The 21,684-nt window shown below is 55.9% G+C and carries 18 protein-coding genes; 16 read left to right on the top strand and 2 right to left on the bottom strand.

Features of this window, described 5'->3' with window-relative positions; translation table 11 throughout:
* Positions 1-380 precede the first annotated feature (380 nt).
* Positions 381-1,265 carry a phytanoyl-CoA dioxygenase family protein gene (locus ACI3K3_RS23035; protein WP_404918016.1) on the top strand — a complete coding sequence of 295 codons (885 nt, stop codon included), beginning with the start codon at positions 381-383 and terminating at the stop codon, positions 1,263-1,265.
* 254 nt (positions 1,266-1,519) lie between these two features.
* On the opposite strand, the gene ACI3K3_RS23030 is transcribed toward ACI3K3_RS23035, so the two are convergent.
* A complete protein-coding gene (locus ACI3K3_RS23030) occupies positions 1,520-3,361 on the bottom strand; it encodes a glycosyltransferase family 2 protein (protein ID WP_404918012.1) in 1,842 nt (613 codons plus the stop codon).
* 204 nt (positions 3,362-3,565) lie between these two features.
* Here ACI3K3_RS23030 and ACI3K3_RS23025 point away from each other — a divergent pair, with 204 nt between their 5' ends.
* From ACI3K3_RS23025 to ACI3K3_RS23000, 6 genes are all read left to right on the top strand, one after another.
* Positions 3,566-5,212 (top strand): AMP-binding protein, encoded by a 1,647-nt coding sequence (locus tag ACI3K3_RS23025; protein ID WP_404918010.1) that lies wholly within the window; start codon positions 3,566-3,568, stop codon positions 5,210-5,212.
* Positions 5,209-5,457, top strand: a complete 249-nt coding sequence (locus tag ACI3K3_RS23020; RefSeq protein ID WP_404918008.1) for an acyl carrier protein — start codon at positions 5,209-5,211, stop codon at positions 5,455-5,457. The genes ACI3K3_RS23025 and ACI3K3_RS23020 overlap by 4 nt, the downstream gene beginning before the upstream one ends.
* 7 nt (positions 5,458-5,464) lie before the next feature.
* Complete coding sequence (locus ACI3K3_RS23015; RefSeq protein WP_404918006.1) at positions 5,465-6,100, top strand: hypothetical protein; 636 nt, start codon at positions 5,465-5,467, stop codon at positions 6,098-6,100.
* A 176-nt stretch (positions 6,101-6,276) separates the two neighbouring features.
* The gene (locus ACI3K3_RS23010; protein WP_404918004.1) at positions 6,277-9,864 is read left to right on the top strand and encodes a glycosyltransferase; all 3,588 of its coding nucleotides are present in this window, start codon (positions 6,277-6,279) and stop codon (positions 9,862-9,864) included.
* Positions 9,865-9,868: 4 nt separating this feature from the next.
* Positions 9,869-10,663 carry a glycosyltransferase family A protein gene (locus ACI3K3_RS23005; RefSeq protein WP_404918002.1) on the top strand — a complete coding sequence of 265 codons (795 nt, stop codon included), beginning with the start codon at positions 9,869-9,871 and terminating at the stop codon, positions 10,661-10,663.
* Between the two features lie 257 nt (positions 10,664-10,920).
* Positions 10,921-11,874 (top strand): hypothetical protein, encoded by a 954-nt coding sequence (locus tag ACI3K3_RS23000; RefSeq protein WP_404918000.1) that lies wholly within the window; start codon positions 10,921-10,923, stop codon positions 11,872-11,874.
* A gap of 56 nt (positions 11,875-11,930) precedes the next feature.
* Here ACI3K3_RS23000 and ACI3K3_RS22995 read toward each other — a convergent pair whose 3' ends face one another.
* On the bottom strand, positions 11,931-13,082 hold the full coding sequence (locus ACI3K3_RS22995; RefSeq protein WP_404917998.1) for a polysaccharide biosynthesis/export family protein: 1,152 nt from the start codon (positions 13,080-13,082) through the stop codon (positions 11,931-11,933).
* Between the two features lie 333 nt (positions 13,083-13,415).
* On the opposite strand from ACI3K3_RS22995, the gene ACI3K3_RS22990 reads away from it, so the two are divergent.
* The 9 genes from ACI3K3_RS22990 to ACI3K3_RS22950 all read left to right on the top strand — a co-directional run bounded on the left by ACI3K3_RS22990 (position 13,416) and on the right by ACI3K3_RS22950 (position 21,450).
* Positions 13,416-14,579, top strand: coding sequence for a Wzz/FepE/Etk N-terminal domain-containing protein (locus tag ACI3K3_RS22990; protein WP_404917996.1), 1,164 nt, complete (start codon positions 13,416-13,418; stop codon positions 14,577-14,579).
* A 4-nt stretch (positions 14,580-14,583) separates the two neighbouring features.
* Positions 14,584-15,381 (top strand): ABC transporter permease, encoded by a 798-nt coding sequence (locus ACI3K3_RS22985; protein ID WP_404917994.1) that lies wholly within the window; start codon positions 14,584-14,586, stop codon positions 15,379-15,381.
* Complete coding sequence (locus tag ACI3K3_RS22980) at positions 15,378-16,025, top strand: ABC transporter ATP-binding protein (RefSeq protein WP_404917992.1); 648 nt, start codon at positions 15,378-15,380, stop codon at positions 16,023-16,025. Before ACI3K3_RS22985 ends, ACI3K3_RS22980 begins: the two co-directional genes overlap by 4 nt.
* Before the next feature lie 40 nt (positions 16,026-16,065).
* The gene (locus ACI3K3_RS22975) at positions 16,066-17,004 is read left to right on the top strand and encodes an NAD-dependent epimerase/dehydratase family protein (protein WP_404917990.1); all 939 of its coding nucleotides are present in this window, start codon (positions 16,066-16,068) and stop codon (positions 17,002-17,004) included.
* A gap of 160 nt (positions 17,005-17,164) precedes the next feature.
* Positions 17,165-17,728 carry a dTDP-4-dehydrorhamnose 3,5-epimerase gene (rfbC, locus tag ACI3K3_RS22970; RefSeq protein ID WP_404917988.1) on the top strand — a complete coding sequence of 188 codons (564 nt, stop codon included), beginning with the start codon at positions 17,165-17,167 and terminating at the stop codon, positions 17,726-17,728.
* Positions 17,729-17,745: 17 nt separating this feature from the next.
* On the top strand, positions 17,746-18,807 hold the full coding sequence (gene rfbB / locus ACI3K3_RS22965) for a dTDP-glucose 4,6-dehydratase (RefSeq protein WP_404917986.1): 1,062 nt from the start codon (positions 17,746-17,748) through the stop codon (positions 18,805-18,807).
* Positions 18,808-18,818: 11 nt separating this feature from the next.
* Positions 18,819-19,709, top strand: a complete 891-nt coding sequence (gene rfbD, locus ACI3K3_RS22960) for a dTDP-4-dehydrorhamnose reductase (protein ID WP_404918014.1) — start codon at positions 18,819-18,821, stop codon at positions 19,707-19,709.
* A 19-nt stretch (positions 19,710-19,728) separates the two neighbouring features.
* Positions 19,729-20,598, top strand: a complete 870-nt coding sequence (gene rfbA, locus ACI3K3_RS22955; protein WP_404917984.1) for a glucose-1-phosphate thymidylyltransferase RfbA — start codon at positions 19,729-19,731, stop codon at positions 20,596-20,598.
* A 105-nt stretch (positions 20,599-20,703) separates the two neighbouring features.
* Complete coding sequence (locus ACI3K3_RS22950; RefSeq protein WP_404917982.1) at positions 20,704-21,450, top strand: class I SAM-dependent methyltransferase; 747 nt, start codon at positions 20,704-20,706, stop codon at positions 21,448-21,450.
* Positions 21,451-21,684: the final 234 nt, after the last annotated feature.

Here is a 21,684-nt window from a genome sequence, read left to right as displayed (position 1 = left end):
GCCAGCCTCCTGCTCCTTCAGCACGCCGATGATCTGCTCTTCTGTGAACCTTGCTCGCTTCATTCGTCCGTCCTTCCATCAGGCCAGACTCTAATCAAGCTTGGAGGAAAAGCCGGGGGTCACGTCAGCAGCAGTAATCGACGATGTGGTCGAGCATCATACGATGCCCGATGAAGGGGGGCATCCACAGCATCAGTTCATACCGGTCCAAATGCGCTCCGCGAGAGTTTTAACAAGAGAGTTGCGATGTAACCGCAAGGGATTTAGACGTGTCGCCAAAGCATGAACGGCTAACAAGGAAATGTGAATTCGTGACAGCAAATAACTTTCCTGGTGTGCCGAAGATTGAGTCTCCATTGTTCTCGCTTCAGCTGGACTCCATGGGACTGACCGCTGACGAGAAGCGGATTGCTACCGAACTAAATGAACGTGGCTATTCGGTGCTGGATTTCCCCGACGCGGAAATCGATGCCAAAATTGAGCGAATCAAAGCTAATTTGGGCCCGCGCTATAAAGGCATCGCCTTTGATGACCCCAAGAGTGACAAGACCCTTGGCGAACGCCGGCTTCAGGATGCTTGGAAGTTCGATGATGATGTGCGAGCAATCGCTGCCAACCAAGTCATTATAGATTTGTTGAGCAAGCTCTATGGTCGGAGTGCTTTTCCGTTCCAGACGCTCAACTTTCCGGTTGGCACCCAACAGGACGCCCACACCGATATGGTGCACTTTTCTAGTCTTCCTGAGCGCTTTATGTGCGGAGTTTGGCTGGCGATGGAAGACATAGGGGCGGATGCAGGCCCATTATTTTACTTGCCCGGTTCACATCGTTGGCTAGCCTTGACCAACTCGATAATTGGACGGCGCGGACATCGCAGTACGCTGGACTCTGCGCAGGCGCCCTACGCACAGGGTTGGACGGCATTACGCGAGGTCTACGGTGCTATTGAGGAACCATTTCTTGCGCGTAAGGGGCAAGCTTTGATCTGGACTGCGAATTTGCTTCACGGCGGTTCACGACAGATCGACAACACCCTGACGCGCTGGTCGCAAGTGACGCACTACTATTTCGATGACTGCATCTATTACACGCCTGCGTTTTCGGACGAGGCATTGGGCAGGCTTGATCTACGTCACCTAACTTCAATCGCTGATGGACTTCCCCGGCCCAACACCTACTTAGGCGAGCCGGTGGAGACACCGGCGAAAAAGAAGAGGCATCCGTTCGCGAAGCGCCTGATACGGCGCTTGCGCGGTTTAAACTGAGGGTCACCAAACCATCTGGTTCCAGCGTTACTAGCGACATAGCGGAAGTATGTCATACAAATCAGATAAGCACAATTTGCAGGGACTTAATCGCCACCCAACTGCTAGACATTTTAGTTACGCTATGCTCCTTACTTCCGCAAGACTGGGCTAGATTGAGGCTGGCCGTACTATACTTTCATAAAGCGCCTGAGGCGGATTGACGGCTTCAAGGCGCCGGCATGGTTCGGTTCACCCAATGGGGAGATGGAAAGCTACAACCTAAGACGGTATATCTCACTTGCAGGGTCAAGGGCGGGATGATGCGTTGGGTCGGCGAAACCAGGAGTGTTCCAGCGTTCTTGAAACACCTCTAGTTCTCGCATGTAACGGGCAAGGTGTTCGGGTGCGAAGTCTAAACCTCGCGATTTGCTTTCATGATGGATCATCACGGCATCAGCCGCATAGATGTTGCGCCATCCAGCCGCACGCAGCTTCAGGCAGAAGTCAATGTCATTATAGGCGATCGCTAGCCTAGCCTCATCTAGCCCGCCTACGGCTTCGAACTTATCTTTAGCCACCACGAGGCACGCTGCCGTCACCGCAGTGGCTTCACGGGTAACAAGCGCTTGCGCGAACCAACCTGGGTGGCCCTCAGGTAGCCCGCGATGAGCATGACCAGCGGCGTTACCCATTCCAACGACCACGCCGGCGTGTTGGATACTGCGATCAGGGTAGAAGAGACGAGCTCCCACGGCGCCGATGCCGGGACGCGCGGCTTGGGTGACCATCTCCCGCAACCATGCTGGATCAATTACCTCGGTATCGTTATTAAGCAGGCATATATAAGATCCGGCAGCATGGGCGACGGCGAAGTTATTGACCGCGGAGTAGTTGTAAGGATGAGGCCAGCGCACAACTTTGACCCGCGGATCTCGAGAGATTTTTTCGAAATAGGCGAGTGTCTGTGGCTCAATGCTGTCGTTGTCAGCAACGATCAGTTCAATGTCCGGGAAGTCTGTGCAGTAGAGGACGCCTTCAACGCAAGTTTCCAGCAGGTCAAGGCGATCGCGCGTAGGCACAATGACGCTGACTTTAGGCGACGGATCGGGCAAGGCGCGATGGATGGCAAGTGTGCCAAAGGCCTCAACCGACACAGGTAAGCCGACAATTTCGCGGACTAGCGCCGCCCGCCCAGCGACCTCGGCTTGCCACGCTTGCGACGGAGTGGAGACCGCAACATAGGGAACGTGGCGAACCGCAAGCGCTGCAGGGCCGGTGAGCAGCCTCGCGAGAAGGGCGTAGACGGCAAGCGCGTCGGGTGTGTCCTCCGAGATGCTTGCGGTGACGTCTACTTTTCGGGACATAGCTACTGGCAGCGCACAGGCGGCAGAGAGATAGTCCTGTGCAAAAAACAAATCTTCGTCCCAGCTTGGTTTAAGCCAAGGCTTTTCTCGCTTGCCTACAGCGCTGAGTTCATCCTGATCGGCGTAGAGTACGGCTGGATCTCCTGATATCGCAGCTTGCGCGAATGCCGCCAGTGCGCCTGGGGTCATCAAGCAATCGCTGCGCAGAGGGATAAGGAACGCCTCGCGTGCTATTTTTAGCACGCCAACAATCGCGGCAGCGCGGCTTACGAAAGTGTCAGGTAGGACAACTACGCGATGATCTGCGAGGGTGAGGAGCGTGTCGCCAGCCATATCGCTGTCGCCCAACGTAACATAGAGCCTCCAGTCATTGGGAAGTTGGCGTAGCACGGATCGCGCCGACGCCTCCGCACCCAGCGTAAGATGCAGATGAACTGCAAGCGAAGGGCAGACTCGGATCCCGTTCACCAGTGCAGAAGGCATCGCCTCATTATCTGGGCGCTCGTTAAAATGCAGCCATAGTTGATAGATGTCGGGTAGAGCAGCGGCAGCTGCGCGAAGCTGGCCTAGGGCTCGCACCCGTCGCCGGGTGATCCACCACCATGCGATTTGCAAAGCCTTGCTGGGCCGATGCGGTAGTAGAGCTAAGAATGTTCTGAGGCAGGGATGCATCGTATTTTTGTCTAGCTGTTTCGGCGCCGAAGGATGGGTAAATGGAGAGCAGATATCAACGGGTTCGCAGGCTGGCATGCGATTTCGATACGATTTTTATGTTTACCCCCGCCCCCAATCCGCTGAGGTGCTGGGCGACAAAGATCATCAATCCAGCGAATCGACATTGCCTCTTTTCCACATATGAGGAAGAACGCCGCTTGATTATCGCACGTGATCGCGGTGAGCGCTTGTTGTAACGGCAGTTTGCTCACCGCGTAAAGGTTAAGGAAATATCATTTCATGCTCGCTCAACCACGCAATGTGGCATCTGCGTTTGTCCGAAATGCGGAAAAAAATAGCGCAAGGACATTTGTTAAGATCACTACAGCGCAAGGCGCGACCGATTATTCCTTCGAAAATATCCGCGAAATGGCATTTGTCTACAATGCGCATTTCCGAAAGGTGGGCCTCGAAAACGGCTCTGTAATTGCTATTATATTGCGGCATTCGGTTGAACTTTATGCAGCTTTTCTTGGCAGTATGATGGCGGGACTGGTGCCCACGATCATGCCTTTTCCGACGCCCAAACAGGATCGGGAAAAGTACTGGAAGTCGCATGTTGACCTTTTTGCGCTGAGCGGCATCGAGGCGGTCTTCACTTACGAGGATAACGTCGAAGATATCCGCGCCTTTATCGGTGACCAAGTGTCGTACGTTGCGACTGCGAAGGATCTTGCTCCCGGCGAGCGGTGCGAGGATATCGAGCCGGGCGAACTGGCTGTTCTGCAGCACAGCTCCGGCACCACCGCGCTCAAAAAGGGGGTAACTCTCACTCACGAGGCGATTTTCAACCAGGTTGAGAGCTATTCCCGCTGTATCGGGTTGAACGCAGATTCGCGCATGGTCAGTTGGCTGCCGCTCTATCACGACATGGGCTTCATCGCGTGTTTTCTCATGCCGATGGTCGTTGGTTGCTCGCTTTCGCATCTCGACGCCTTCACCTGGAGCGCGAAGCCGACGCTGCTGCTGGATGAGATCGTAGCATTCGGCGGGGAATACATCTGGCTGCCGAATTTCGCCTATAACCACATCGTCAATAGCACCCGCTCATCAGCCGAGTGGGATCTGGGCACGGTCAAGGCGATCATTAATTGTTCGGAACCGTGCAAGCCCGATACTTTCGTGGCGTTTCGCGCCAAACCCCAGTTCCGTAACCTTTCCGAAAGTGCGTTGCAGGTGTGTTACGCGATGGCGGAAAATGTGTTTGCCGTCTCGCAGACGCCGCTCGGTAGCCAACCCCGGGTCGTGACCGTGACTGACGCCTCTTTCCGCGAGGGTGCCAGGATTGAAACTGTGGGTCCGGGGGAAAAGGGCATTCAGGTGCTTTCATGCGGGCCGGTGATCGAGGGGACCGAAGTAGCCTTCGTGCTTCCCTCGGGCGAACTCAGCCGCGAGGAAGGCCTGCTGGGCGAGATTGCGATAACCGGCAGAAGCCTCTATTCCGGTTACTATCACCGCCCTGAGATTACCGCGCAGAAGCTGGTCGACGGATGGCATCGCACCGGTGACGTCGGTTTCATGGTTGATGGCGAACTTTACGTGACCGGACGCATCGACGATTTGTTGATCATCAGAGGCAAGAACATCTACGCTCATGAGGTCGAGGAAGCAGTTAATGCCCTGGGCCTCATCATCCCGGGGCGTGCGGTAGCTTTCACAACCTTCTCGAAAGACAAGGGGGAGGCATCGTTGATCGTGCTGGCTGAAAGCGAAGATATCGGCGCCGAAACGGAAATCAAGAAGGCGGTGCGTGGCGCAGTAGAAGCAGGTTTTGGCGTCAGCCTTACTGACTTCAGGCTCGTGCCTCCGCGTACCCTACGCAAGACAACAAGCGGAAAGCTTAGCCGCAAGGAAAACAGCGAACTTTATTTGGAGATGCAGGCATGAGCACGCGCGAGGATGTTCGCACGACAGTCTACGAATGCGTAGCGGAGACGTTCAACTTTCCGACGGAAGACTTGAGTGAGGGGATGAACGCAGGAGATATTGGCGGATGGGACTCAATAAGCACCTCCTACCTCATTCTCAACATGGAGGAAAAGTTCAATGTGGACTTTCCCGTCGACGAGCTGATTGAATGCGAGAATCTGGGGGCGATGATCGATCTGGTTCTCAAGACCATTCATGGATGAGCATGCTATGAACGTCGAAGACTTTGAGCCGATGGGCTCGAATTGCGAGTTTGGTTTCGTTCTCCAGAGCCTCGGCAATGGCGTGCCCTCGCTGTTGCGCTGGACTTCGATACAGATTACCGACCTCGCTCGTCTCATTGATGCCGATTTTGCTGAGTGCTTCGATAAAGAGCAGGTTCGTCCCCATACGGACGATATGGTGCTCGACCAGCGTTATCAGTGGGCATTTCATTCTGCGCTGAAGTCAGAGAATGGACAATTCGTGATGGAGCCGCGCAGACTCGAGAAGCTGTTCGGTATTGAGCGCGCTCGTTTGCAGGCTGCGATCGCCAAATTCCGGGAGCGGCTGAGGGGAAGCAAAGTAATTTGCGTCTTCAGCGCCGACGGTATTTCCGATGAACAGGTCATGGAACTGCGCGTTGCGATCGACCGTTTCTCAGGTCATGGAGATAACGGCTTGGTTGTGGTTTCCAGTTCTGAGGAATGGCCGGGCGAATGGGCGGGCGAAAGCGAACTACGTTCGCTGAGCCCCCGCACCTGGAGGGCGGCGGTGTCGCGACTTGCGCCTTGGCACCAGTCTAACGACGCAGATTATGAAAACTGGACCAAGCTGCTCACGGCAGCAGCTGCTGCGCAAGGCTAACAGTTAAATTCACTAACGGTTAATTTTTTTCAAGCGCAGATGCTTACGAGAATTTTTCGCAATGTGCTGAGCATCGCATAAACTTAGGGGCAGAAAATGCCGGTATATTCATTGAATATCCGGCCCTTCTGATAGCGACAATGATGGTTAACTCAAAGGGTATAATTCCCATTAATATGCAGAAAAAGATGAGGAAATATGTACCATCTGTATTTCTAAAGAAGAAAATCAACATTTCTTCCGAGGAAAGGGAGTTTTTATCTAAGGTTTTTAACCATCAGTACTATGCACGAATTTCGGGGTCAATTATGACATCCGAATCCCGTTTGTTCGATGATTTTATAAATCGCGGACTTACGCTGGATTTCTCCCCTACACCTCTTTTCGAGCGCGAATTGTTTGCGGAGCGGGAAGGCAGCCGTACTGATGCGGAACGGTCGCTCCCGGCTATCCTGCGGTGGTATCGCGATCCGCAGAAGCGGGCGATCGTAGCCTCGCGTCATTTTGACGTGGATTTTTACGCTGCGCTGTATCCAGACGTTGCTGGTGCCAGTGACGGTACGGAACTCTATGAACATTACCTGCGCTTTGGGGAGCAAGAAGCGCGGCGCCCCAATGCGCTGTTCGATGTCGATTGGTACGATCAGATCGCCGACCGTCGCCCCGGGGAGGAGCGAATGGGCGCTTATTCACATTTTCTTGCATTTGGAATGGAACGTGGTGCCGCTCCTTCGGCGGCGTTGCTGCCTGTCTTTGCTCGCACGCCGACCGTGCGGGTAAATCCTCAGGAGGCGTATCGGCGCGTAGAGGCTGCTGTCGCGCGTTGGACTCGCGAACTTGATCACCAGAAGCTCAATCTGCTGTTGCTGCTGTTCAACCCCGATACCTATAATGGTAACGGGACTCTAAAAGACGATGCCAGCGGCCTTGCGCGCCTGGAGCATTTCCTTGCTTCTGGTTTGCTTGCAGGGATCGAACCTGGGCCGCTGTTCAGCAACGAGGTCTATGCAGAACGAGCAGGCTTGCAAGAGAAAACCAGCGTCAATCGTTTGTTGCATTTCATCGAGGAAGGCAGTCGGGACAGGTTGGTTCCCACTGCGTTGTTTGACGAGGCCGCTTACTTGGCGGGCTGGGCAGATATCCGCCAAGCTGGCACCTGGGGCTTTGGCCACTTTATCGCTAGTGGTATTTTTGAGGGCCGAACTATAGACGGTGCTCATCGTGTTCGAACACGGTCGTTGCCGTTCGACACGGCAGGTGGGCAACTGCACAATTGGCAGCTGTTCTGGACTAAGGATGGCGGAGCGGGCGAACTGGCCGCGCCTGAGGAAGCACCCCGTCAACTGGCTTCGTCAGCTCGACCGACCCTCGACACCTTGATCGAGGATCGTCACCTGCCGATGGTGAAGGGGTTGTTCTGCCCACCGTTTTATGCTCGCGAGGCCAAGCTCGACGTCACGCTTGATGATGAAAGCTTGTTTCAGCACTATTTAGAACACGGTGCCCATGCCGACATCGCACCAGGACCGTTGTTTGATCCCTTGATGGCACGCGCGCTGGTAGGCACGAGTGACAAGCCAGCAATTGTGGCTTGGCTGGCAGGGCGGCGGCCGAACTGGCGTGCGCCGACGCGGTTTTTCGACAAGACGCACTACCTCTCGTTCTACCGCGCCGAATTCCATGGCATGGCATTGGATCTTTTTGATCACTTCGTCCTTCATGGACTGAGCGAAAACCGCGTGCCCAACGCGGTCTTCGACCCGCACTGGTATCAATCCGCATACGTTCACCCGGAAACCGAGCGCGACTTGCCCGCCTACTTGCACTATCTGCTTTATGGAGCGGCACGTGGTTTGGCGCCTTCGCAGCTGCTGCTCACAGTGTTCGACATGAACCGTCCGCGACAGATAGCAGGCGAAGAAACTGGCCTGGAGCCTCTTTTTGCAGTTGATCGTGCCATTGCCCGTTGGCGTGGTAAGCTGGAGGCAGACCAGCTTCAGTTGCTGCTGGCTATGTTCTCGCCCTACGCATACGATGGCGGAGGTACCTTAGAGGAAAGCGCATCCGGAGTGAACCGTCTGGTCGATTTCCTTGATCGGGGTCTCGAGGCCGGGCTGGCGCCCAGCCCTCTATTTGATGCTGATATTTATAGGGCAAGTGCAGAAATTAGCTCGGAACCTGCGTTCCTACACTACCTGCGACATGGTTGGTACAAGCAGATCGTGCCGACTGCCTCATACTCCGAAAAGTCCTATTTGGCTGCGCATGCTGATATCCGCGAGCATAAGCTGTGGGGCTTCCGGCATTTTCTATTTCATGGACTGTACGAAGGCCGCAAGGTTGATGAAACGGCGAAGCTAACCGTCTTCGTGGATGGTCGAGATGCGGCTGGCAGGCAACTCAACAGCGCACGCCTGTTTTGGGCTGCGCACGGCGTACCGACTGAGCGCATAGGATTGTCCGCGCAAGTCGGAAGACAGCAAGAGCAACTGAACACTATTCTGCGCTCAGATGTCTACACTCAATCAGTGCGTCGGGCTCTGGCGCTAGATCCCGCAATCGGCGACATCAGCAAGGGCGAGGGATATCACGCTCCTCCTACACATGATTCCAACTTCCCGGCACTCAAGAGCCTGCACGACCGGATTCCGGACAAGCAGTACCACACTATCGTGTGCGTACCGTGGCTGAGAACGGGCGGTGCAGACTTGGTGGCGTGTCAGCTAGCTACAGCGGTGAAGCTTGCTCTGCCGGATGAAAACGTGCTGCTGCTGCGCGTTGACCAAGAGAATTTTGATCGACCGGACTGGATATCGCCTGAAATCGATGTGGCGCATGTCTCGGACATTTTGAAGAATATCCCGGAAGTTACGGCTCAACGCCTGCTGTTCGTGCTGTTTAAGGCGCTGCAGCCAAAGCGGGTTATCAATGTAAACAGCCATCGCACGTGGCGGATTATGGAACGTTTCGGCAAGCGCCTGCAGCCCCATATGGAACTCTATTCTTATATGTTCTGCTGGGACCAGACCGCCGAAGGCTTCCGGGTTGGCTATCCATCGCTGTTCTATCCCTCGACGGGGGCTGTTCTGACAGGTCTGTTCACGGATACCGAATATCTGCGCAATGAGTTACTGCGGATATACAATCCGCCATCCCCAGTCGCTGCGCGCATCTTGCCACTGTTTACGCCGTCACGCACGACTCCTCCGGCAGTTTCCTATGCCCACACAGGCGCTGCACGCGGGGCCGGTCGTCGTCCACGCATACTTTGGGCAGGGCGTCTCGATCGTCAGAAGCGGTTCGATCTGGTGCAAAAAATTGCACAGGAAATGCCGGATGTGGACTTCCTTTGCTGGGGTGACGCGGTGCTCGACACACCTCCGGACTTCACCGCAACCCCACGCAACCTGACGTTGAGGCCAGGGTTCAAAAGCTACGATGAGTTACCGCTGGACGATGCCGATCTGTGGCTGTTCACTTCGGCTTGGGAAGGTATGCCCACGATTTTGATCGAGATGGCTGTGCGCGGCATGGCGGTTGTCGCCTCACAGGTTGGGGGGGTGCCCGAACTTATAGACGAGGAAACCGGCTATCCGGTCGAGGACGTAGAGAACGTCGAGGCCTATATTGCAGCCATCCGTGAAGCGCTGGAAAACCCGCAACAGCGTATCGAGCGGGCCGTCCGGCTTCAGAAAAAGGCTGCCGATCGCTATTCGCAAACCAGCTACGTGCGCGATCTGCGCGAAATCTTCGCGGGGGAATGAACCGATGACAACAGTTACCGCAGTCATGAACGCCCATCGTGAGGGCCTGCTGTCAGGTGTCTCGATCGCCAGCTTCTGCGAAGCGCGGGATCATGCACATGCCAACGGGATCGAGACGGAAGGGATTTTCATTCTTGATCGCGCCGACGACGTGACCCGAGATGCCATCCGCCATGCCGCAGCGGCTGATGTACGCATCTTCGAAACCGATTTCGGCGACCTTTCCAGCGCTCGCAACTTCGGCGTCGAACACGCCCGCGGCGAATTCGTCGGTTTTCTCGACGCTGACGATCTTTGGAGCTTCAACTGGCTGACCGAGGCGACCCGGTTCTGCCAGGAGCAGCCTCGCCGCACCGTTGCCCACTCGGAAGCCAACATAATTTTCGGAGAAGCCGAGAATTTGTGGCTGCATGCCGATTCCGAGGATCCCGACTTCGACCCCATGTATCTAACTATCGGTAATTACTGGGATTCCATGAGCTTCACCTGGCGCGAGGTACTCGAGCAGTATCCGGTTCAGAAGAACGAATTGAAGCTCGGCTATGGCTACGAGGACTGGCATTGGAATTGTGTGACGCTTCTTGACGGAATTCCGCATCGCCCGGTTCCGGGAACTCTTCATTTCAAGCGCCGTCGTGGCGGTTCGCTGCTGGCCACCAGTGCCGATAGCGATGTGGTCATTGCCCACACCGACATCTATGCGAAGTCTCGGGAATTGTGGGCTGCACGGCAGCGTAGTGAACGGCGCAGCGAACAAAACGCGGATACCGATAACGGATTGAGCCCGGTGTCTGCATAATGGTGCGTGGCAGAAAATCGCCCGGAATGACGGCATGTGCAGTCCTTGTGCTTGCCGGAATACCTGCTGCGGCTTCTGCCCAGGAAAAGCCGCCGCCGCAGGAACCTGCGCCTATGTTGGCACAAGCGCCGGTTGCACCACCAGTTCCCGCTGATGATGAGGCTATCCCAACTTCCGATAGCGGCGGTTTCACCATCAGGAAGCGGCAGGCTCGGTCTGCCTTCCGAGCGTTCCGGAAAGTCCCGAACGGAGCGTCGATGAACGTCTTTCAAGCGATGACGCTCAACGGATCGGTTATCGATTCGACCAATGCCAATTTCCTGGCGACTGCCACTCCGGATAACGTGGCGTTTTCCGGGTGGGGAATTCGCGGCGGGGCGGGAACCAGTCCTTTAGTTGTTTCCAATTTCGGCGCATGGTTCGAAAATAACGAACATATCGTCTGGACGCAGGAAATTGACGTAAATAACGAAGGGGCGACGCAGCCGGAAGGGTCCGACAAAGGCGGAATCGGCTTGGCCGTCCATACAGGATCCACGTATTCGCCCGATACCGCCATCACTGTGCGGCGTATGAAAGGTGCCGGTAGCGGACCAGGCTTCCTACGCGGAGTTGTGATCGAAGGGGCCCGCGATGTTGGCCTGCGGATCATCGCGATGGATAAGACGACTTATCCCGGACTGCAACCGGCGGCGCCCGGCGCGATTACCGCTCTTCAAGTAGCCCGTAGCAGCGATACAGCGGCTCGTTTCACTCTTAACGAAAGCGGGAAAATGACTTGGGGTGCCGGTGTAGTCGGTGCCGATGTTACCCTGTCGCGAACGGCGCCTTCGGTTTTGACCGTCAGCGGATCGATCAACGACACTGCGGTGTGGGCCGATTTCGTGCCCGAGTGCCAGGCGGCGTCCGGAGACATTGCCGAATTCAAAGCGATGGGACGCTACAATCGGATGGGGCAGCGGGTGTTCTTCACCGTCAATCTGCGCATCGCCCGCAATGGATCGGGAGCCGGGGCGATCCGATGCTCGTTGCCGGTCGCAGCGAACACGGCCCTGATCCAGACTGCATCGGGCCGTGCGGCCACGGTGAAAGGCAAGGCCTTGATTGGGACGCTGGCTGGCGAAGCGATGGAAATCGTCGATTATTCCGGAGATTATCCGGGCGCGAATGGAGTTATCCTGGCGCTGTCCGGTTCTTACGAGGCGCGCTGACAAGGATGCGCACTTCCCCCGATCCCCCGGAGGAGAGGGATGGGGGAGTAAACCGCTTAATTGCTGTTTTGGAGGGTCTGGACGGCAGCGGTCACGGTGAGCAACGGAGTGAACAACTGCCCAATGAGCTGAGCCATCTTGCTCGGCTGATTGGCTGCGGCATTGCCGAAGTACAGCACATCCTTATCACGCATGGAGAAGTGCTGGGTGAGCAGGTAGGATCCTGCCGTCATCATGTTGACGTGATAAACCGTGGGCACCTGGTTGCCCTCCGGATCGTTTACATAGCGAAACACGAAGATAGCGCTAGGATCGCCGTACGATGGATTGACGCCGCCAGCGGTAGCGATCGCTTCAGCGAGGGAGATCTTTGAGCGCGCGAAGGGCAACTGCTCGACACGGCCCGACGCGCCCATCACGGAAAGCGTGCGGGGGGCGTTGATCAGGATAAGCCGGTCACTAGGATAGGCGCGCACGTCCAGTGAGGGCGTTTCCACGAGATCGCCCAAGCGCACATCAACATTTTTTTCGCGGCGAACCACGCGCAGTGTTAGGTCGTTGGCATTGCCGCGATAGCCGCCGGCGAGAGCAATCACGTCGGTCAGCGTCTCACGATTGGTCTGGAGAACCAAGCGACCAGGGCGCGAGACTTCTCCACTTACGATCACGGAATTGGTGATATTCTGGCTGGGCGAAACGATGACCTGAGGGTTTTGCGACATGCGGCGCAGCGATTGCCGCACCATCGTTTCGACTTCACCGATCGTGCGGCCCAGGACATGCAGCTTGCCTGCATAAGGAATTGTAATGTAGCCATCGTCATTGACGCGGGTTGGGGGCAGTTTCTGTGCCTGCACCCCAGTGCTCGCAGGACCGGCCGCAGCCTTGGCCTCGGCTGCAGCGACAGCACCGCCGCCGCCGGTAAAGAGGGTGACGCCAGCCTCATAGATGGTGATGTCAAGAACATCGCCTGGGCCGATCAGATCGGTGGGCGGAGGAGGTAAGTCAGCCAATTGGTTGACGGGCGTCTCGGGAGCCGCCGGCAAGTCTGCAGCGGCGTTGATCTCGATGACATGGACCGGCGACTGTGCGTTGGGATCGACCGCAGAAGTGGTAATTTGCTTCCCTGTAGGGCCGCTCGTCGGGAGCGATGCACAACCCGCAAGGCCGGCGAACAGGATGAGAGAAACTGACTTCGTGACCTGCATCGCTGGCAAACTCAAACAATCCTAAGTTTCGACGCAGCGCCTTAGCACTCGATTTTCGGAATGGACAATAGCGTTCCGCACGATTTCCGATGATCTGAGCGCAAATATCCGCTGTTATCGACAGGGGGAATGAGCGGGTGCTCCCGCCACCTTATTACCAGAGGAAATCTCCCTTCGGGCGCCCTTGATCGCACAACTTGCTATCGCAGCGCTCTTGCACGTCGCAGCGTGTTGGCCTAGCGCAAGGCGACATTATTGGCGAAAGTCGGCATGGCGACGCAAAACCGTTACCCCGCTGCATAAATAGCCCTAAATTGAGCGCTGTAAGATATTATGAACGTTGAGCAGTCGTTTCCAATCGAGGTCGCAGCGCCGACCCGTCGATCTGCGTTTTCCTCATGGGTGAGGAAACGTCGCTGGTTCGTGATCGTTGTCATAGTGCCAACGATCCTTGCCGCAATTTATTACAGCCTGATAGCCGCGGACGTCTACACGTCCGAAGCGCGCTTTGTGATCAAGAGCCCTGATCAAAAGCGGCCGCAGCTGTCCTCGCTGGCAAACTTGATCCAAACGACGGGCTTGTCGAGTGGGCAAGAACAGACGAACGAGGTTCTTGAATACGTACGCTCTCGTGACGCCCTCAAGGCCCTGGAGAAAGATACGAGTATTGCGGCCCGTTTTGGGTCGCCTCAAGCAGACCCGATCTCGCGATTTCCGCATCCTTTCTCGGACGGCTCGTTCGAAGACCTCTATCGTTTTTACGGCAAGATGGTCAGTGCCAGCGTCGACGCTGAAACTAGCACTGCAATTCTGACTGTGAAGGCATTTACTCCTGAAGATGCCTATCAAATCAACGCTAAGCTACTCAATCTTAGTGAGGAAATGGTCAATCGACTGAACGCACGGGCGCAAAACCGCGGTATCGCCGAAGCACAGAAGCAAGTCGATGAGGCGGCCGAGCGCGTACGAAAAGTCCGCGTTGCGTTAACCGGTTATCGCAATTCTCAGGAGTTGATTGATCCGGGCAAGCAGGCTGTAGGCGTCATTGAAATCGCTAACGCCATGACGGCGCAGCGTGCAGTGCTGCAAGCGCAACTCGACACCATGCAGCGCCTTACTCCGGACAATCCCTCCATCCCGGCACTGCGTCGTCAGATTGCCGCGATTTCGGCGCAGATTTCTTCGCAGGATGGTCGTGTGGTTGGCTCTGGAGATGGCATCGCGTCCAAACTGGGAGGGTATGAGAGCCTGATTGCTGAACAGGAATTTGCTACGGCAAGCCTCACGGCCGCTAACGCAGGCCTGGTCCAAGCGCGTAATGATGCCCAGCGCCAGCAGTTTTATCTTGAGCGGATCGTTGATCCTAACAAGCCGGACATGCCTCTGCTGCCCCGTAGAATTCTGAGCATCATAATCGTAGCGGCTGCAGCCACCTGCCTCTACTTCATTGGTTGGATGCTCATTGTTGGTATTCTCGAGCACGCACCGGAAGACTGAAACGATGGCTCGATCTAATTGGAGCAGACTGCGTGAGGGGTGGCGGATTCAGGTGCGTGTCATCCACGCGCTGATGATCCGCGAACTCAACACCCGCTTCGGACGCGAGAATATCGGGTTCTTGTGGATTATGGTCGAGCCACTCCTGTTCGCGGGGCTCGTTGCAATTGTCTACCGATTTATGAACGGATCGGAACGGCACGGGGTTGGCATCGTCGCCTTCATCGTCTCAGGGTATATCCCGATCACCCTATTCCGCCACGGCATGTCGCGCAGCGTGAGCATTTTCATTGCGAACAGTAGCTTGATGTACCATCGTCAAGTAAAAATTCTCGACTTCATTTTCGTGCGCTTTCTGATCGAGCTGTTAGGCGGGATGATGGCCTATCTTTTCATCGCCACTGTTCTGATCGCCTGCGATGCATTCCCCATACCCGCAGATCTCGGGTTGCTGATTGGCGGGTGGATGACCTATGCCGTGTTCACGCTGTCTATCTGTCTGATCGTGGCGCCGCTCTCCGAGATGAATGAAGTACTGGAAAAGTTCATTCCGGTCATCACTTACATTATGATTCCGTTCTCAGGCCTGTTTACCATGGCTTCCTGGTTAACTCCCAGCATGCGGAGTTACCTATTGTGGTCGCCTTTTGTGAACGCGATGGAAATGATGCGCGGCGGCATTTGGGGTGATCAAGTGACAGTTTACTACAATATTTGGAACCCGCTGGGTTGCTCGCTCGTGCTCGCTGCGGTCGGACTGGCGCTGTGCCGCCGGGTCCGCAAGACGTTGAACGTCGAATGATCGTCTGCAAGGACATCTGTAAGAGCTATAAGCACGGGAACCACTCCAAGGAGGTTCTTCGCGACGTCAACCTTGTGATCAATCCGGGCGATCGGATCGGGTTGTTAGGGCGCAATGGCGCTGGCAAAAGCACGCTGATAAAGCTGATCGGCGGCGTTGAGATGCCGACTTCAGGTAAGATTACGCGGGGTATGTCACTGTCTTGGCCATTGGGCTTCGCTGGCGGGTTCCAAGGAAGCCTTACTGGATATGATAACGCGCGCTTCATCGCTCGCATTTACGACCGAAATTATGCGGAGCTGCGCGACTTCGTTGAGGATTTCACCGAGCTGGGTCGGCAACTCAAGATGCCAGTTAAGACCTATTCTTCGGGTATGCGCGCGCGACTGGCTTTCGCATTATCTCTGGCGATTGAGTTCGAATGTTATTTGATCGACGAAATTATTCTGGTCGGTGACCAAAACTTCCAGCGCAAGTGCCATTTCGAACTGTTTGAAAAGCGTGCCGACAAGGCGATGATCCTAGCCTCTCACGCGACCGATGCAGTTCGCAATTTTTGTAACCGGGCGATGATCGTTCATAATGGACGTTCCACCGAGTACACGGACGTTGAACTCGCGCTGGAAGATTACTCCGCCCTTTAATGGCGGAGGCATCGCCCCGCTCCAATTTCTGAGATCAAGGATGACCATGGCTTTAGTTGGGGTGTTTGGGGCCAATGGCTTCATCGGGCGGCATCTAACCCGATCGCTGATCGCGCGCGGGCACAAGACGGCTTGCTTCGGTCGGCATTTTCCACTCGACTTCGAGCGGGAATTCGGGGGGAAAGCGCAACTTCATCTAATCGATCTGCACGACGACATTCATACTCACAGCCGGTTGCAGGGTGTCACCCATGTCATCCAACTGATTAATTCTTCGAACGCTGCCATGGGCAATACGAAAATCGTTGCCGACATGCAAAGCAACCTTTTGCCGCATGTCAGCTTTATTAATTCGTGCATTCTGGCGGGGGTGCGATCATTCACCTTCCTGTCATCGGGTGGAACGGTCTATGGAAAACCCCAGTCCGTACCGATTTCGGAGAATCATCCGACATTACCGCTCAATTCCTATGGTCTGACTAAGCTAGTAACCGAACAATATCTGCAAATGCTATGCCGTGGTACGGACATGGGATTCGGTATTTTGAGGGTGGCTAATCCTTATGGGCCAGGACAAACCGGCCTAGGTGGTCAAGGGCTGATCGGCACGATCCTTCAGAAATACAAGTTGGGTGAAGAAATCAGCATCTTTGGCGATGGACTCGCCGAGCGCGACTATCTTTACATTGAGGACGCCGTGGATGCGATTGTGCGGACGGTTGAGCAGGAGCCGATGAACGATGTTTTCAACATCGGCAGCGGCAGAGGGCGGTCGATCCTTGAGGTTGTGTCCGCTGTAGAGAGTGCGCTGGGCGTGGCGCTTCCCCGGAAGCATATTCCAAACCGCAGCACCGACGCGCCAGCGAACATCCTCGATGTGACCAAGGCGAAGCGCGCGCTGGGTTGGGAGACAACCACTGACTTCGAAACGGGCGTTGCCAGAACGGTCGAATGGAATATTCGCAAAGGCCTATCTTGAGCAAAACCGCCGTTAGAAAGTATGTCTCTCTGGCTACAATCAGACAAATCCGACCGGTGTTCGGGTCCTTGTTGGCGGGCTGCGCGCCTGCAAAGATGTGGCGTTGTGGAGAGCAACCTTGTCTGGCGATAAGAGCAGACAGAAGTGGAGGTTTGCCGAAATGGAAGTAGTCTCTTTTGACATCGCAGGTTTGAAGTTGCTGATACCGCGTCGGTTGAGCGATGATCGTGGCTATTTTTCAGAGACTTTCCGTGCGGATGCGTTTTTCAGAAGCTGCGGAGACGACGTTTTCGTGCAAGATAACGAATCTCTGAGTGTGCGTGAGGGCACAATTCGGGGACTACATTTCCAGTCGAAACCGCATGAACAGGGCAAGTTGGTAAGGTGCACAAGAGGAGCCCTATTCGACGTCGTAGTCGATATCCGGCACGGTTCACCGACTTTTGGGCAGTGGACAGGGGAGGTACTGTCGGCCGCCAACGGTCGGCAACTATGGGTGCCCGCCGGCTTCGCTCACGGGTTCTGCACCTTGGAGCCGAATACGGTGATTGCCTATAAAGTCACAGCCTATTACAGCGCCGAATGCGATAAAGGGCTCGCTTGGAACGATCCGGAGATCGGCGTGCCTTGGCCCGACATCGCTGATCACGAGACTCTTTCGGCCAAAGATCGCAAGCAGCCGCTTCTGGCCAATCTTCCCATCTACTTCAGCTGGAGCGAATGACCCCTATGAGTGCAGCAATGCGCGTAATCGTTACTGGCGGTGCCGGTTTCATTGGTTCGGCCCTCGTACGCTATCTGGTGCTCGATAAGGGCTATGATGTCCTGACCGTAGACGCTCTGACTTATGCGGGTTGCGAGGCCTCCTTGCGCGAAGTGGAGGACAAGAGTAACCACCGCTTCCTTAAGGCGGATATCTGTGACCGCGCGGCCATGGATGCGGCAATAGCCGAGTTCCGGCCTGACCGCATTATGCATCTTGCCGCCGAAAGCCATGTCGATCGCTCGATCACCGGTGCGGCGGATTTCATCCAAACCAACATGGTTGGCACCTTCACGCTGTTGGAGGCTGCGCGTTCTTATTGGAGCGGACTGGATGCAGGCGCCAAGGAGGCTTTCCGTTTTCTCCATGTCTCGACCGACGAGGTTTACGGTTCGCTCGGTGACGAAGGGCTGTTCAGCGAAACCACGCCTTATGATCCAAGCTCGCCTTATTCGGCCTCGAAGGCGGCATCAGACCATCTGGCCAAGGCCTGGCAGCGTACTTACGGGCTGCCGGTGGTGGTGTCGAACTGCTCCAACAACTACGGACCTTATCACTTCCCGGAGAAGCTGATCCCGCTGACCATACTCAATGCCCTGGCGGGGCGTCCCCTGCCGGTCTACGGCAAGGGCGAAAACGTGCGCGATTGGCTCTACGTCGATGATCATGCCCGAGCTTTGGATATCATCATCGACAAAGGTGTTCCGGGGGAGACCTACAATGTCGGCGGACGCAACGAACGCCGCAACATCGATGTAGTACGCCGCATTTGCGCGGTGCTCGATGAGTTGGTGCCTTCGGATGCGCCGCGCGAAACCCTGATCGAATACGTAACCGACAGGCCTGGGCACGATGTGCGCTATGCCATCGATGCGACCAAGCTGGAAACCGAGTTGGGTTGGCGTGCCGCCGAGAACTTCGACACCGGGATCGAGAAGACCGTGCGCTGGTATCTTGAGAATGACTGGTGGTGGCAGCCGCTGCGCGACCGCTACGATGGCGAGCGGCTCGGCCTTTCCACGACCAAGGTGCCTGCGTGAAGCCAGAAGGGCTGAAAATCGCCGTTACCGGCAAGTCCGGGCAAGTCGTCACCGCGCTGTTAGAGCGCGGCGCGGTGGTCGGACATGACGTGATTGCGCTGGGGCGGCCCGAACTTGACCTTGCAGACCCTAGAACGGTTCTGCGCGCCCTGCAGGCGGCGGCACCCGATGTTGTGGTTTCGGCCGCGGCCTACACTGCCGTGGACAAGGCAGAGAGCGAAGCTGATCTCGCTCTTGCCATTAACGGTGCGGGCGCGGACGCAGTGGCGACAGCCGCCAAGGTGCTGGGCGTGCCGCTGATCCACATCTCCACCGACTATGTTTTCGATGGCGCACGCGATCGGCCCTATCTCGAGAGTGATCCTACCGGGCCGACCGGTGCTTACGGTGCTTCGAAGCTAGCGGGGGAGCAGGCGGTGCAGAAGGTCTACTCCGAAGGGAGCGCAGTGTTGCGCGTGGCTTGGGTTTATAGCCCGTTCGGCGCTAACTTCGTTAAGACAATGCTGCGCCTTGCAGCTGACCGCGATGAGGTTTCGGTGGTCGCGGACCAGATCGGCAATCCTACCAGCGCGCTTGATATCGCCGATGGTATCTTGATGGTAGCCGCTAATCTCGCCGAAAGCGATGATCCGGCCTTGCGCGGCATATTCCACATGACTGCACACGGCGAGGCAAGCTGGGCTGAATTCGCCGACGCTATCTTTGCAGCTTCTGCTGGGCATGGCGGGCCTTATGCGAGCGTGAAGCCCATCACCACCGCCGACTATCCGACTCCTGCAACTCGACCTGCTAATTCGCGGCTCGATTGCAGCCTGATTGAGACGACCCACGGTGTCACGTTGCCCGACTGGCGCAGCGCTTTGGAAACCGTGGTCTCCCGCCTGCAGGCGGATCCTGACTGACCGACAAGGAAGTACGACAATGAAGGGTATCATTCTCGCCGGTGGTAGCGGCACTCGGCTCTATCCGATGACGCTGGCGACTTCCAAACAGCTAATGTCGGTCTACGACAAGCCAATGATTTACTACCCGCTCAGTACGCTGATGCTAGCGGGGATACGCGAAGTTCTGATCATTTCCACACCGCGCGATACCCCCTCGTTCCAGGAACTGCTGGGAGACGGGTCGCAATGGGGTATGTCCTTCGAATATGCGGTCCAGCCTAGCCCGGATGGGCTGGCGCAGGCTTATATTATCGGTGCGGATTTTGTTGGAAGAGAACCTTCGGCACTGATCCTGGGTGACAACATCTACCATGGGCACGGTTTGCCCGAGTTGCTGGCTAGTGCATCGGCTCGTCCAGACGGTGCAAGCGTATTTGCCTATCATGTGAATGACCCCGAGCGTTACGGGGTGGTCGCCTTCGATGAGACGATGAAGGCTGTATCGATCGAGGAGAAGCCTGAGAAACCCCAGTCCAATTGGGCGGTGACCGGGCTATATTTCTACGACGGAAAGGTCGTGGACATTGCAGCAGACCTCAAGCCATCCGCACGCGGTGAGTTGGAGATCACCGACGTCAACCGGGCCTATCTGGAAGCTGGTGAATTGTCGGTCGAAATAATGGGCCGTGGCTATGCTTGGCTCGACACTGGAACTCCCGATAGCCTTCTCGATGCTGCAGAATACGTGCGAATCCTGGAGAAGCGGCAAGGTTTCAAGATCGCCAGCCCCGAGGAAATCGCTTTCCGTCAAGGGTTTCTCGATAGGAATGGATTAGAGCAGGCTATCGAAAAGCTAGGAAAGTCCGATTATGGGCGTTATCTTCGCGGAGTTCTGTCTCACGGTTGAAGGATCGAGGTCCAAGGTTAAAGGGCCCAGTTCACGATCAAAAGGGCAGATTGTCGATGGGGCGGAAGGGTGCAACTGGGCCGATTCATATTGAAGGGGGATCTCATGCTTGCATTTTCACATTTCCGGCGCCGAAGGCGTACTCAGCCGGAAAGCCATTCGATCGTCGACTACAAAAAGGTTGTTCAGCGCAAGCTGCGGCAAATGCCGAATGAACGATCGCTTGCACTCGCGCAGGTTATCGGCGCGGAGACGATGGAGAACTTCGTATCGCAGGGCGATGGCCACGTTGCGGTGCTACGCCATCATGGGCTTACCGACGGGATGACAGTTTACGACCTCGGGTGCGGCTGTGGGCGAACTGCGCAGGCACTACGCCGGTCCGGATGGCAGGGGAACTATATCGGAGCGGATGTAGTCCCAGAGCTGCTTGAAGAACTGGCGCTACAATGCCCCAATTATACGACCGTCCTCAACACTAACGCCACTATCATAGCGCCTGATGCCTCTCTTGACATTGTGTTCCATTGGTCGGTGTTCACGCATCTTTATCCAATAGAGTCGTACCTCTATACCGCCGAAGCCTTCCGAGCGTTGAAACCAGGCGGAAAAATGGTATTTTCCTTCCTTGAAATGGAGGATCAGGCGCACAATCGGGTATGGGAAAACAACCTCAAGCGTCGAATTTGTAATGAACCCGCCGAACAACTTGATGCGTTTCTTCATCGTGATTGGATCCGACGATTTGCATCCGACGCTGGGTTTACCGAGCCACGCTTTACCGATGGATCAGATGGCACAAACCACCCCCCATTCTGGCAAGCTCTCGCGGTAATGGCTAAACCTGACTGAGATTTCGGCGTTATGAGCGTAAGTTATAACTGCTCTCTTCATCAGCTACCAGAAAGGGCCAAATCAAACGGCGTAACCCTACGAAGCTAAGTAAGCGGTGTCCCGGCGTGACGTGACCCCCTGGTTTCCACCAGCGCGGATTAGAGCCGGGCAGCTTTGTTGCGCATGAGCGCGGGTTAAGCAATGGCCTGCGAAGCGGAGCCCGTAGGGCGTAGCGAAGGAGGCCATTGCTTA

The organism is Novosphingobium sp. ZW T3_23 (genome assembly GCF_044987305.1).
Lineage (GTDB): Bacteria > Pseudomonadota > Alphaproteobacteria > Sphingomonadales > Sphingomonadaceae > Novosphingobium.
The sequence above is the reverse complement of the archived record's forward strand: the minus strand, read 5'-3'. Positions and strand labels throughout refer to the sequence as shown.